Here is a 14,195-nt window from a genome sequence, read left to right as displayed (position 1 = left end):
ATTCTTTCTTCCCATGATAATTTTGTTCATACGATGATTCCGGGGACATATTATGATTAAAGTATTATTGGCAAGTCTGCTGATAACAAGTTTAGTGACAGTGGCGGCGTGTAACTCAGATTCTTCAAGTACCAAATCAGCCCCTGATTCGACGGGCACAGAAACAGACACTGACACTGACACTGACACTATGGTCCCGGGAAGTAAATTGTCGGCTGCAACCTTAGCCTTGGATATCACCAGTGTGCCGGATTCTCTGTCGGCGACATACAGCTCAGCGCTTAAATTTAACCGTTACACCCAAATGCAGGCCGCTAATGGCAAGTCGATACACCTTATCGCTCAGGATAAACTGTCTGACAATCAAATTGTCAGAGCGCGTTCTATCTTGATTCACTATCTCACCGATTATCCGGGTTCAGAATATGGCAGTGATAAGTCTGCTGTGGCGATTAAGATGGCAGATAACGGCGCTATATTATTACTGCTCAATGGCCAGGATGACGGTACTAATCCGGCGACAGATTTAGGCGGTCAGCCGCTTTATCAGAATGAAATCCAGGTCGAGGGAGGCAACTGGTATATCAATCAAACTTATGATGGTCATCGTGATGCCAGTTTCGAAGAGATACTGCACTTGGTTCATGATTACGGCATTGGCGTCGATAAAAACCCTGAATTTGTTGGCGCGTTAGCCGATTATCAGGCCGAAATTCGCAGCGCTCAGATTGTCGCACTTAATGACAAGTTATGGGGTATTGGCATGCCTGATTGGATTGCCGAGCTCACGCCGGAAAACAGCCTGACTCAGGAGTATTTAGCCTCAGTTATTGACTCATATTATGGCCTCTGGGGGGCCTGGAGTGAGAGTTCAACCCACGGCATGTGGGGAGGTTATGTGGCGAAAACCAGAGCTGAGATCACCAGTGAAGATCTCTTGGGAGCTAAGCTGATGGATAACAAATTCTTTCATCCTTATCTGACCTATGATGCCCGCATTGATGCGAGTTTTGAGGGCAATTTCAGCCTGAGATTTAATGCGGATTTAGGATACACCTATCATGCTCAGTACCTTAAAGATGTCACCTTAACCGGTGATAAGAGCAGTAATGTCATAGTCAATGGCTTTGATAACCGCATCACGGGTAATGCGGCAACCAACATCGTGTTCTTTAGCGGTAGCTCAGCTGAGTACACTCTAGATAAACAGCCCGATGGTTCGACTCTTATTTCAGATATGGTCGATAACAGGGACGGAGTAAGCCGGGTCATCCATATAGAACAGGCTGCTTTTAGCGATATTAATATCGATTTATAACCTGTACTTTTTATCAAGCCAGATGCTAGTTTGAGGGATTAGTTGGAATAGGTCTGTGGGGGAAGTGACTGAAAAATATGATACCTGCTTCCGCCAAATCATAATGCGTCATTGAATGTAAAAGGAGAGGCAAGATGACTGCCGATGAACTGGTGTTGGCGCTGAAGTGGGCCTAATCAGTGGCTGGAATCCAAGGATAATAGCTAGGTTGTTCTGAGTAAAAGGAGAGGCAAGATGACTGAATTGAAATTACTGATCCGCAATATGACTGCCGATGAGCTGGTGTTGGCGTTGAAGTGGGCCCTAGCCGAGGGCTGGAACCCTGGTCTTAACGATGCGGCTCTGTTTTACCGAGCCGATCCCAATGGCTTTTTTGTCGGTGAGCTAGAGGGGGAAATTGTCGCGGTAGGCAGTGCAGTAACCTATGGTAAGGACTTTGCTTTTTGTGGACTCTATATCGTCGCACCAGAGCATAGAGGCAAAGGTTACGGCTTGGCACTCACTAAGCACAGGTTAGCTTACTGCGGTGAGCGTAATGTTGGCATCGATGGCGTGCTTGAGAATGTCGAAATATATCAGCGTATCGGTTATCAGCCTTATTACCAGAATCGCAGATATCAAAAATTAGCTTCATATCGTTCTCAGTCAATTGAAGCCATTACTGTCCTAGATAACAATGTGAGCAGTACTGAGTTAAATACCATTAACCTCTATGACCGCCAATGCTTTCCTGCAAATCGTGAGACCTTTCTAAAGGCTTGGATGACTCAGAGCGATGGATTGACGTTAGTTTACCGCTCAGAGGGGAAAATCAGTGGGTATTTAGTCAGACGCCCTTGTATCGAAGGCTATAAAGTCGGGCCGTTATTTGCGGATAATGCTGACATTGCGGGCGTGTTATTGAATCAAGCTCAGTCAGGTATCGAAGGGGAAACTCTCATTTTAGATGTGCCTGAAAATAACCCCGCCGCCGTTGCTTTGGCTGAACGTGAAGATATGCAGGTGGTGTTTGCAACAGTGCGCATGTATCAAAAAGGGATGCCAAATATCGATAATGGAAAGATATTTGGCATCACTACGTTTGAGCTTGGTTAGCTATCTTGGCACTGTTTTCTTGCAACAGTGCCAAGGTTTAGTTTTACACTGAGTAAGCAAGATAAGCCTGCACTCAAGATGAGTACCATCCCCAGATTTTGTAATATCCCAGTGAGCGCAAGACCCGCACCGAACAGCAAGTAGTAAGTTAACCCAAACAAGGCGCCAGCTGTGCCAACCGCGTGTCGATAATTTACTAACGCTTGACTCATTATATTGGGCAAAGCCATGCCAATACAAAGCAACATACCTACCATAGGTATTAGGAACAAGAGATCAGACCTGAGTAACCAGACGCCAAAGGCGCAAGTTAAGGCCAGAACTGAGGCGGCAGAGATCAAGTGGTGTGACTGCCAGCCTTTCGATATCAAGCGCTTATTGAGCATGCTGCCCAGTATCGTTCCTATGGGTAACACGATGCCGCTATAGCCAAACTCGGTCGATGTCATGCCTAAATCATTAAAGATAAAGGGACCGAGCGAGTAGTAGCTATATAGCATGATATTAAAGGTTGCGATCAGACCGGCGTTGCACCATAAACTCGAGTCTCGACTCATCTGCTTGGCCAGCTGAAAAACGCCAATTTTTTGGGGATTTACTGACTCGGCGTTAGCATTCACTTTCGGATTGGTCTCGGATAACGTGATAAGGGCAAGCAGCCAGAGTGTGATGGCTAGCATCAGCAAGCTGCAGAATATCCCGTTATAGCCAAAATGAGTCACTATGATGCCGCCACTCAATAATCCAATAACCGGACTGATCGAAACGCCCATGGTGATCACCGAGAATACCTTCGTCAGTTCGGTTCCCTGGTAGCAATCTCTTAGCATGGCCTGAGTCACGACTGAGCCTGTGGCCGCACCGAAAGCCGATATGATCCTTGCCAGCATCAGCGCCTCAAAGCTGGTTGCAAAAATAGCCAGTGTGGCACCCACGCCATAGGTGACTAATCCAAGCAGCATGGCTTTTCGACGACCTATGGTGTCACTCAGCCTTCCCCAGACAAGTACCCCGAAGGCAAAAGCGATAAAGTACACAGATATGGTTTGTGAAGCGGTCTGGGCTGTTACCCCGAACGCCTGTGAAATATGAGGTAGAGTCGGGCTATAGATGGTTTCGACAACTTGTGGAAACATAACTAAGGCTAATATAAGCCAGAGATTTGGCATTGTTTTCATGGGAGGTGACTCCGTGGCATTGAATATTAAATTTGATGCCGGGAACTATAGCGATCAGCCGCGTGTCCGATTACAATGATAAGGACATTAACTATCAAAAATAAGACTTATGGCGATCCTAAACTCAGATTGTGCAGCAGAGGTGTTGGCAAGCTTAGATGATTTTGAGGCTCAGGTGGTCGGTATCGCATCTGGGGTGGGAAATTATGACTCAGGCGTACATAGCCATAAGAAGGCCCAGCTGCTCTATGCGCCCACAGGGTGTATAACCATAGCTCTGGAGCAGATGCAATATGTATTGCCACCGACCAAGGCCGCCTGGATCCCCGCAGGAATAGAGCATTGCGCCAGAATGCAGATGCGTGAGGTGGTGACATGTCGCTCCCTATACTTCGATACCGCCTCCTTTATCGATTTGCCTGACAAGATCAAAATCATCGGCGTTAACGATCTGTTTAAACAACTGATTGAGCGTATGTCTCTGTGGCCCTGGGACATGCCAGCCGAGCAACAAAAGAACCTACTGTCCCTGTTTATTGAGGAGTTGTTGGTTGCGCCGGAAGAGATGTTACCTCTGCCTATTCCTGATGATCCTCGTTTGAAACCTTGGCTGGCACAAGTGATGTCTGGAGAGACCTTGCCCCAGCCATTGAATCAAATGGCCAAAAGGATTGGTGCCAGTGAGAAAACCATTTCGCGTATCTTCATCAGGCAAACCGGGATGCCTTATCAAGCTTGGCGCCAGCAGTGGCGGTTACATGGGGCAATAGTCCGACTCGCCGAGGGTCGAAGTATCTCGGAAGTGGCTTTTTCTCTGGATTTTTCCAGCGATAGCGCCTTTATCAGCTTTTTTCGGCAGCATATGGGGGAGACGCCCAATCGGTTTATTAACGCTTAATTCGCTTGAAGCAGCATATATGTGGATATTCGCTAGTCATGGTTTTTGACTGTTATAATGATGTTTAGAACGTCGATACTGAGCATACTTGATGCAACTAAAACCTCTGTCTAAAGGGCGATTCCAATCACTTTGGGAACAGGAACACGATGAAATTGAGCAGATCATGCTCGAGTGCATCAGTGAAACTAAGTTAGTTCCGGCACATCAAAAACTGATGCGGCAGGGGCAGAAAGTGGATTCGCTTATCTTAGTCAAGCATGGCCGGATCTCTATGGGCTATACGGCCCGCAATGGCCGCTGTTTTCAGTTAGGCACTATGGTGTGTGATTCTCAACTGTTTGGTGAGATGGAGTTTTTCAGTGATTATAAGTGTCAGTTGGATATCGTGGCCGAAGATGACGTCGAAATTGAGGTTATCTGTGGTGATAAGCTGCAGCAGGCGCTCATCAAGCAGCCTATGTTTGCCCTGTTTTTTGCCAGTGCCATCGCCGTCGATTATCAAGATACCGTCGATATCCTGACTCGCAGAATGCTGTATCCCATCGCCTATAACATAGCTTACGACCTCTACCATCAATATTTAGACGATCTGCCTGTAGATGGCTTCACTAAGTGCTACCTGGAGGCTGAGCGTTTTGCGACGACAGATCGTGTGTATCGCCGTGCCGTCAAGAAGCTTGAGGAATTAGGCCTGATCCACAAGGATAAGGAAGAGGGGATAGTGATAAGTAATCTAGAAGGACTGAAAGCCTATCTTGAATAGCCGAATTGCCAGCATTATAGTTTGAATAAAATTAAGCCCCGGCAGTCAGACTACCGGGGCTTAATGTAATAGGGAGTATTATTTTTCTTGCAGCTTGAGGCTCCTCTGCTGCTCATCTTGCTGACAGGCCTTCCTCATCAACAAACAGAGTATACTCGCTCGCCTCTTTCTGATTTTACGTACTCTATTCTTAACTCTAATCGTTCTTGGTTTGCGCATGGCAGTTAGCTTATCTGTCATTATCTACATTAAAGTTACCGGTATTATACGGATTTTTAATACCAATTTTAAGTCCCAATCTAAGCCATGGCTAAACTGTTTTCTGCCGCTTGGCGACGAGACATAACTAGCATGCCTAAAATGATGGCGTAAATGACGGGGATGGCGTACATCACAGTTTGCAAACCTATCACGGATTCAAACATGGAGCTGATAGCCGGGCTAAACATGGCGCCAGCGCTACCGCTGATTAAGATGTAAGACACATTCTTACTGCTGGCCTGTTTCACAAATGACACCCCGTAGGCGATAAAGGCATTATAGAGGGCTGCACAGGCAAAACCATAGCCATAGGTCAGATAGCTCATCCACTCCAGTTTGTCTGTGGTGACAATGAGACTGGTGATGATTAAGGCTAAGGTCATCATGCCCATCAGGAAGTGTTGGATCTTCACTCTGGACACGATAAGTGTCGAAATGAGCGCGCCGACAAGGGCCGCTGACCAGTATTGGGTGATGATGTTACCGGCTTCTTCGAAGGGAATGTCAAACTTCTGCTTAACAAACATAGGTGCCCAGGTCAGGAAGGTATAAAGCGCCAACATGCCTAGGAATAAACCAATACCCGCACTGATGATTGAGAAGTTCCACTCCGATTTTTCGCCGCCTGAAGCTGTTTCATTCGAGTTTTCACTTTTACTTTCGCATAAGTCAAAATTAGTCATCATGGCCATCATAGCCGTGCCCAGCGCCACTAATCCTACCGCAAGGTAACTGTAACTCCATGACAGTGCATGGCTAAGTGCATAAGTGGTAATGAGTGGGAAGACCACGCCAGCCACATTGAACGTAGCGTCTTGTACAACGAGCATGGTGCTCTGGATTTTGTCTTTCCACACCGACACCACGATGGTGCCGGCAATACAGAGTCCAACACCGCCACACAGACCGATAATGGTCATGGCAATCATCACCACATTGAGTGACGAGGTGAAGTGAAGTGCGGCAGCACTTAAGGCAATACAAAGGTAACTGAGTAAGGTCATGCGCTTGACGCCTATCTTCTCAATTAAGAAGAAGGCGGCTATGGTCCCGGCTAACGCGCCCCCGTTGAGCAGAGAGAAGATCGAAGCGACTTCGTTGACGTTTGCTGCAAACTTGCTGGCGATAGGTTCAATCAACATGCCGAACTGAGTCGCAAAGCCCGCCATGATAAAGTTGGCGAGGAAGCTTAAAATGGTTAAGGAAATTTTGTTTTTCATCATCTATACCTAGTTATCGTTTTAAAGGCTCGCAGTTGATTCATTAGTTATTTTTTTATTGGCTAGCGTTAAGGTTAACCCTGCCATTAATGATATCGGTTTACTGCGAGCATAAGCTGAAATAAATTGCTTATTAAAAGTGTCTTACAAGGGGCTAAAGTCAGCAGCCTGTATTAGCCACAAGCCGTCTCTAAGGCCAACTCTATCATCTGATTAAATGATAGTTGACGCTCCTGTGCCGACGTTTCTTCGCCGGTTAAGCAGTGGTCAGACACTGTCAGAATGGCTAAAGATTCGATACCATGCTGATGGGCTAAGCCATAAAGTCCAGCCACTTCCATATCGACTCCCAGAACGCCAAAACGCTCTAAGGCCGGGATCATATCTTCATCCGGGTCATAGTACATATCGCCACTGAAGATGTTACCTACCTTGACGCTGATCTTTTTATCTAATGCCGACATATAGGCTTTATGAAGCAACTCGAAGGTGGCCGATGTGGCCATCTGATAGCCGCTGCTACGTTTAGCATTGGTTGGAGAGTCGGTGCCCGCAGCTTGGGCCAGAATCACATCGTGCAATTTCACATCTTTTTGGGTCGCGCCTAAGCTTCCCACGCGTATGATGCGCTTCACGCCAAAATCATTAATCAGCTCATGGGCGTAAAGTACCATGGAAGGGATCCCCATGCCGTGACCCATCACAGAGATACGTTGACCCTTGTAGAAGCCTGTGTAGCCCAGCATATTACGAATCTTGGTTACTTCTACAGCATCATCTAGGAAGGTCTCGGCAATATATTTCGCTCGCAGTGGGTCACCTGGCATGATGATGGTTTCGGCAAAGTCGCCTTTCTTACCGCTGATATGTGCAGTCATACTTATCTCTCTTTTTACAACTCTTATAAGTTGGTCGGTTGGCAGTTCGAAACATCTAGATGAGTAAACTCATATGCAGTTGAGCTTATGCTGAGTTTATTGGATGGGTTAATCAGCTAAATGTTGTTTAATGCTCTCGATAGTAAGGCTGTCTGAAACAAGGGGATTAGGACAAAAGTCCGCATGGAGTGTAAATAAGCTGATTATTCCTATCCAGAACAATTCAGTGCTTTGGATAGGGAATGCCTAACGTGAGGCATGAGTGTGACTCATTAGCTCAATAAGAACTTAAAAAGCCGCTCTTAGAACAGAGCGGCTTTTTTATATTGGACTAATTCCTTAGTTAAATCTTGTAGCTAATGCCAAACTTCAGCGTTCTCGGTTTACCCACATTCACCTCTCCATTTTCACCGCCACCTAAGTAGTCGGCATCGAATAGGTTCTCGATTTTCAATCTTAGCTGCAGGTCGTTTCCGGCCACAGGTAATATATAGCTGATGCCAGTGTCGATACGGGTGTAGGCGGATTTTTCGAAGGTGTTATCGGCGTCGCCGAAACGGGCTCCTTCGTAGAAGGCACCTAAGTTGAAGGCGGCGCGATCTGTGATCGAGTATTTGGCCCAGATAGAGGCTGTCCACTCGGGGACGTCTTCGGGGCGGTTACCCTGAAACTCATCTTGGGTTTCATATTCAGCATCAAGATACATGAGTGAGGTGATCAATGATAAGTCATCGTTGATCTGGCCGATAGCGCCTAACTCGAAGCCCTTGTGACGCTGAACGCCGCCTTGGGTGGTGATAGGGTCATCGAATGTACCTTGGTTGACTATGATGTTGCTGCGTTTGATATCAAATAGGGCGGCGTTGAGGCGAAGTTTGCCCGATAGCAGTTCCCACTTAGTGCCTAGCTCATACATCTCGCCCTTGATTGGATCCAGCTCCATGCCATCGTTGGCATCTTCATCATCCATTACTCGGCCCTGTGGCTCGAAGCTCTCGCTGTAATTGGCGTAGATAGAGGCATAATTTGTAGGGTGGTAGATGATCCCAAACTTAGGCAGTACCGACTGACTGTCTGCATTGGTTTTTTCCTGCTTGTCGTAACGTACGCCCAGGAGCAGCTGCCACTGATCGTTGAAGGTGATCAAGTCTTGGGCGAATACACCATAGTATTTGTAATTCTCTGTTTCTGACTTGCCGTCGGCGTAGTCCAGATCGGGCTGAGGCACTATGATGCCTGTATCGATATTACCAGAGTCCATCTTACCTTTGACTTTCAGTGAGCTGTACTCGTGCTTGAGATAGTTACCACCGACCAGCAGGTCATGCTGCATGCCGCCAACTTCTATGGTGCCGACTAAGTCAAAATAGGAGGACTCTTGCTGCCAATCTTCCAGCTTGTTATAGGGTTTGTTCTTGTAGCTGCCGGTATCAGGATCGTAGCTGCTAGTTTGCGGCTTGCTTTCCCAACGCTCACGCTCGTTATGTTGTTTGTTATAGCCCGCATCTATATTCCAGTCGTCGCTTAACTGGTAGCTGATGTCGGCGCCATAGTTCTCGCTCTGAGCATCGATCTTAGTCCAGGGCATATCCCAGATGGTTTCATCGCCGCCGATGACATTGCCTTGGTCATCGATAAGAGAACCGCTGTCCTGGCCTGCCACTTCGTCAGACGTGTCATAGTGTAGTGACAGGGTGAGATTGTCACCTATGTCGAAGTCTGTCATCAAGCTACCGACGAAGAAGTCACTCTCTTGTGCGCTGCCATCTTGGTATTCACGCCAGTTCTTGTTGTCTTGCTTCTCGACAATGGCGCGGTAACGTATGGTTTGTGCTTCATTTAAGCTGCCACCCGCATCGAGCATACCTCGCAGCGAGCCATTGTCATCACCTTTTACGCCGACTTCTAAAAATGAATCATAGGTTGGCTTCTTGGTCACCAGGTTAACCAGGCCGCCGGGAGTCGACTGACCATAAAGCAGACTGGATGGGCCTTTGAGGACTTCGATACTATCCACGAGTGCCATAGGTAAACGGTATTTTGAGAAGTGCTGGTGGCCATCTTTAAGCAGGTTAGTGCTCTCATCTAAGCTAAAGCCTCGCAGCCTAAATCTCTCTCTGTCTGTGGTGACACGGCCGATGGATACACTGGCGTCATTTCTCAGTGCATCGCCCAAGGTGAGGATCATCTGGTCATCCATGATCTCAGTTGGGATCACGGTCACCGACTGAGGGGTATCAAGCAGAGACACATCTGAGCGCATGGCGGCATGAGCCTGATCAGTTTTGTAGTGCTGCTGGCGACCAAAGACTGTGATCACCTCGATATCCTGACTGGCTTGGGCATTGCTGGCCACTATTGTCTTATCTGGAGTTTCACTGATTTGTGGGGCGGCGAATGCTGTTGAGTGAAGAATCGCGGTGATGACGGCAGAGATTAATTTAACTTGGGTCTTCATAGAGTAAGCCTAAATGACTCAAAGTGTGCGGTGCCTTTCCCTAGGCATCTGAGATAAAAAGTGATGGCCGTATCATGTTTTACGCGCAGTAATGAGATGTTTATGTGAATGTAAGATCAATTTCGCGGATGTTAATGCTAATCAATCTCACTATCAAGGGTTACAGTGTAAAGATGCAACTTGTTTAACTGTTATTGCTCGAGTTGTGAAATGTGTCACAAGTGTTTCAATTCCTGTTTATTGTTTCAGAAAGGATTATTAGTCAGTGGTTTCTAAACTAATGATGGCCAACTAAACGGGTATTAAGCATCAGATTACATGAAGTTAATTTGTCCCGGAAAGGTAAGCCAGTTACTTATGTGCATAGGAAAACTATTGCGTCTTTCCTGAACCCTAAGTCAGCGCTGGCATCATAGAGTCACCACTTCAGATTATACCTGAGATGTAGGCCGGATTGAGTGCGCGCTATCAGGCTTTGTGGGCAAGGCCATGGAGCGAATGAACGATGGCTATATCACCATTACAGACGATGAGATTTATGGGCTTTTGGGGCTACTTTATGACTCACAAGCTATTAAGCTTGAGCCATCGGCATTGGCGGTATGGTACCCGAAAATGAAATGGAGGCATATCTTCAGCGTGCTAAAGGGGTAAGTAGCGCTGCCAGCCTAAAACAGCCTGAGTGGAGGCTTTAGCTTATAGTCCTGGTAGATCTGAGCGACCCTACCCGATTGTGACATATTAAGCAGTACCTTGCTTAGTTTGGAATTGACCTTAGTATTGGCAGATAGCTTAGATAGACCGTAAAAAATACCGATATTTTGCTTATGCCTGTAGTGGGCGTAAGCATAATCGGTAAAGTGTATCTGTTTGAAGGCTGATTCGATGGAGTCTTTGTCGAGTACCACCATGACGTCGAAGCGATGGGCCGCAAACATGCTGGACATGTTTCTGTCATCGAGCAGTAATATTTTATGCAGCGCTTTATCATCATCGAATTTGGTAAAATAGGCGGTATCGCGTTTAATGCCTATTTCAAATTGATATAGGTCATGGTAGTCGTTAATCGTTTTCTCTTTGCCTTTCCTGACGAGAAAAACGATATCTTTCTGCCTGTGCCCAATCGGACCGAGAAAATCGATAAACTTCTCTCGTTGGCTTGTCTTAATCACTCTGGGTACCAGATCTACCTTACCATTTTTCAAGCCTTTCAAACTGCGGGCGAAGGGGGCTATACGCCACTCTATCTTGTAGCCAATGACGTCAGCGGCCTCATCCAACACATCTTTCAGTGGGCCTGCCGCTCGATTATTTTCGACTATCATCTCAGGGGGCCTATGCCTGAAATCTGCGTGTAACATTTTCTCTTCTGCAGAGACAAGAGTGGAGATACTCAAGAGTATTAAACAGCATATAAATCTGATCATTACTTCTCCTGTAACTCATAAAAAAGAGAATTGACACAGTTAGTTGTGACTTAAAAACGATAATATGTAATTCAGTGATTGCAGAGCATGCCGCAGAAGGACATTAGCTGATACTTAATTACCGTATGCTGTACCTATACTGGTTAGTTAACATCAGTGCTACCCCCTAAAAGTATAAATATGCTTATTAATCTGCTGCATGCCTGATAAATAATCAAGCTCCGAGTGAAAAATAAACAAGCTTGACCCTTGCCGGTGAATAGCGATAATGATGCACCTCGTTTCACCTCCAATATATTACCGATAAATGCGCCTCGATAAATTCCTCTGCAAGAGTACTGATTTCACCCGTGCCGAATCAACTGACTTGATTGAGACCGGGAAGGTGCGGGTGAACGGGCTTGTTATTGTCACGCCCCAGACGCAAGTACATGAAAACAACAACATCATGTTAGCCGGACAGCGCCTGATTGCCAGGCCTTCGCGCTATATCATGCTGCATAAGCCAATCAATACCCTTTGTTCCAACGTCGATGGCGACTATCCCTCGGTAATGAAATATATCCACGTGGACAGGGCCGAGGACCTGCATATCACAGGCAGGCTCGATGCCGATACTACAGGCCTCTTGCTGCTCACTGATGATGGACGTTGGTCGTTTAACATCATCAACCCTAAGTATCACTGTGAGAAAACTTATCGGGTGACTCTGCGAGATCCTATCGAAGATGGGGGTATCGATGAGCTGGTATCCAGATTCGAAGAAGGACTGCAGCTGCAGGGCGAAAAATCTCTGACGCTACCCGCTAAACTTGAGGTTATTGCGTCGCATCAGGTACTGTTAACTCTTTGTGAGGGACGCTATCACCAGGTAAAACGTATGTTCTTTACCGTGGGAAATCGTGTGGTCGGCTTACATCGACTGCAGGTGGGGAAATTGATCTTAGATATAGAACTTGGTGAGTGGCGATACCTGACAGAAGATGAAGTCAGTGGGTTTAATTGCTATGAGTCGGTTATTTGATTTTAGTTTTGTGCTTTAGAGTTGGACTCATTGGTGGCTGGAAAGGCGATATCTGAGTGGAAAGTGAACCTTAGATGTTAGCCCGAGTCATCAGCTATAGATGCTAACCATAAAGATGAGAAAAAACCAAAACAGCGAGCTTAAGCTCGCTGTTTTGGTTTTGATTCAAGTATCAGCTAGTCTCTCTGTTTAGTGTGAGATCGACTATTACTTCTCTGGCTATTACTTTTGTGATTAGCATTTTTTTGATGATGTGTCTTAGCGTTAGACGGGCCAGAGCTTCTCATCTGAGTTGGCTTATGACTCGCCTTCGTTTGAACCTGGTTGTAGTGTGATGGCTTGTTCTGTTGTGAGCTATTGTGCGCCTTGTGAGTTGGCTTCTGACTCGACCTCGTTTGAGCCCGGTTGTAATGTGACGGCTTGCTTGATGCTTGTTTCAATCTTTGCTGTGTTTGAGTGCGATCTTGATGATTGCTTACCTTGTGCTTATTCACTGAGCGGTCACTGACCTGCATGTTTCTCTTGTGGTGCATCTGGTTGGCAAACTTCTGCTCCCTCTGTTTCGCTATCTGTTTGTTGTAATGGCTTAGGTTATTCACGCTTGTTGAGCGTGTAGTATGTATAGACTTTGAGTGAAGCTTATTGCTCGTGCTCGCATGTTTGATTGTGTGACGATCGGCTTGACGTACCTGTTTGCTATAAAGCGTGCTCGGACGATGGCTCTTGTATCTATGTTTCACTGCTGGGCTGCGATAAGCGACGCCGCGGCGATGTGCAGGTTTATGGTGCCATCTCTGTGCACCATGGCTGGTTACTATACGGCCATGGTGACGATAGTGACGGGCATTGTTATGGTGAACGACCACCACATGACGCTTGTTCCAATGGAAGGCGCTAAAATAGTAGTTAAAAGAGATATGAACGCCACTGTTCCAGTAAAAATGACCATAGGGTGGACGTACATAATAAGGATAGGGTGCCCAATATACAGGCGGGTAGTTATACCAGGCCCAATGACCATAGACGACTCTAGGATCGTAATAGGGCACGTAGACTATCTCTTTTTGGATTGGCTCTATGATGATCTGGTTATCGACACGGCTTACCGACATATTTTCCATCTCGGCTAAGCTATCTGCTTTATCTGCCTGATGTCTTAGTGTCTGAATGCTGGCGAGCATCCTCTCTTCATCTTGCAAAAAGGCATCGCCTAAATCTTGTGTCCACTCTAAATCCTCACTGAGTTTGTCGAGTACGGTAGGAAAAGCAAGCAGGGCGGTGACACTGGGGTCCCACTCTTCATCTTCGGCCTTCTCCATCAATTGCTCTGTAGGGAGTAGTTTGTTTTTGCTCTGTAAGCGTTTAGCCTGCACGATTTCCAGTGGGTAGGTCGATGCGATAAGAATATGAGTCAGCAGGCTATCCGGATACAGGGCGATAGGCGCGAGCATCTGCGCTAGCTCGGCTTCACTAAAGCTGGTCTCTTGTCCGCTGGACTCGGCTTGTGCTTTTGAAAGGGGGGTAAATAGCGTAAGAGTGAGAATCATACACAGGGTTATGAGCTCCCCGGTTCGATTCTGTCGAGTGTGAATCTTCATATCGTCTCCAAACACCTATTTTGATTGTGTATCGATTATAAAGAGGCGAAGATGAACGTAAGCTGAAAGTGATG

General features: G+C 46.5%; 11 protein-coding genes. 5 read left to right on the top strand and 6 right to left on the bottom strand.

Annotation, left to right across the window (positions count from 1 at the left end):
- Positions 1-52 precede the first annotated feature (52 nt).
- Positions 53-1,318 (top strand): hypothetical protein, encoded by a 1,266-nt coding sequence (locus tag FS373_RS08575; protein WP_227992621.1) that lies wholly within the window; start codon positions 53-55, stop codon positions 1,316-1,318.
- Positions 1,319-1,552: 234 nt separating this feature from the next.
- Entirely contained in the window at positions 1,553-2,413 is an 861-nt protein-coding gene (locus FS373_RS08570; RefSeq protein WP_144045449.1) for a GNAT family N-acetyltransferase, read from the top strand.
- On the opposite strand, the gene FS373_RS08565 is transcribed toward FS373_RS08570, so the two are convergent.
- Positions 2,410-3,591: a multidrug effflux MFS transporter gene (locus FS373_RS08565; RefSeq protein WP_152829260.1), complete on the bottom strand. Its 1,182-nt coding sequence runs from the start codon at positions 3,589-3,591 to the stop codon at positions 2,410-2,412. The two genes, FS373_RS08570 and FS373_RS08565, sit on opposite strands and share 4 nt — an antisense overlap.
- A gap of 109 nt (positions 3,592-3,700) precedes the next feature.
- Between FS373_RS08565 and FS373_RS08560 the strand changes: the two genes are divergently transcribed.
- On the top strand, positions 3,701-4,489 hold the full coding sequence (locus FS373_RS08560; RefSeq protein WP_227992619.1) for an AraC family transcriptional regulator: 789 nt from the start codon (positions 3,701-3,703) through the stop codon (positions 4,487-4,489).
- A 91-nt stretch (positions 4,490-4,580) separates the two neighbouring features.
- Positions 4,581-5,255: a Crp/Fnr family transcriptional regulator gene (locus FS373_RS08555; protein ID WP_144045451.1), complete on the top strand. Its 675-nt coding sequence runs from the start codon at positions 4,581-4,583 to the stop codon at positions 5,253-5,255.
- A gap of 299 nt (positions 5,256-5,554) precedes the next feature.
- Here FS373_RS08555 and tsgA read toward each other — a convergent pair whose 3' ends face one another.
- From tsgA to FS373_RS08530, 4 genes are all read right to left on the bottom strand, one after another.
- The gene (tsgA, locus tag FS373_RS08550) at positions 5,555-6,736 is read right to left on the bottom strand and encodes an MFS transporter TsgA (RefSeq protein ID WP_144048872.1); all 1,182 of its coding nucleotides are present in this window, start codon (positions 6,734-6,736) and stop codon (positions 5,555-5,557) included.
- A 173-nt stretch (positions 6,737-6,909) separates the two neighbouring features.
- The gene (gene deoD / locus FS373_RS08545) at positions 6,910-7,614 is read right to left on the bottom strand and encodes a purine-nucleoside phosphorylase (protein ID WP_144045452.1); all 705 of its coding nucleotides are present in this window, start codon (positions 7,612-7,614) and stop codon (positions 6,910-6,912) included.
- A gap of 343 nt (positions 7,615-7,957) precedes the next feature.
- Positions 7,958-10,072 (bottom strand): TonB-dependent siderophore receptor, encoded by a 2,115-nt coding sequence (locus FS373_RS08540; RefSeq protein WP_152829259.1) that lies wholly within the window; start codon positions 10,070-10,072, stop codon positions 7,958-7,960.
- Between the two features lie 668 nt (positions 10,073-10,740).
- Positions 10,741-11,499, bottom strand: a complete 759-nt coding sequence (locus FS373_RS08530) for a substrate-binding periplasmic protein (RefSeq protein ID WP_144045454.1) — start codon at positions 11,497-11,499, stop codon at positions 10,741-10,743.
- Positions 11,500-11,806: 307 nt separating this feature from the next.
- On the opposite strand from FS373_RS08530, the gene FS373_RS08525 reads away from it, so the two are divergent.
- Entirely contained in the window at positions 11,807-12,523 is a 717-nt protein-coding gene (locus FS373_RS08525) for a pseudouridine synthase (RefSeq protein WP_144045455.1), read from the top strand.
- A gap of 176 nt (positions 12,524-12,699) precedes the next feature.
- Here FS373_RS08525 and FS373_RS08520 read toward each other — a convergent pair whose 3' ends face one another.
- Complete coding sequence (locus tag FS373_RS08520; protein ID WP_227992618.1) at positions 12,700-14,121, bottom strand: DUF3300 domain-containing protein; 1,422 nt, start codon at positions 14,119-14,121, stop codon at positions 12,700-12,702.
- Positions 14,122-14,195: the final 74 nt, after the last annotated feature.

The sequence above is a fragment of the Shewanella sp. YLB-07 genome (assembly GCF_009377275.1).
This window is presented reverse-complemented; position numbering and strand designations above follow the sequence as displayed.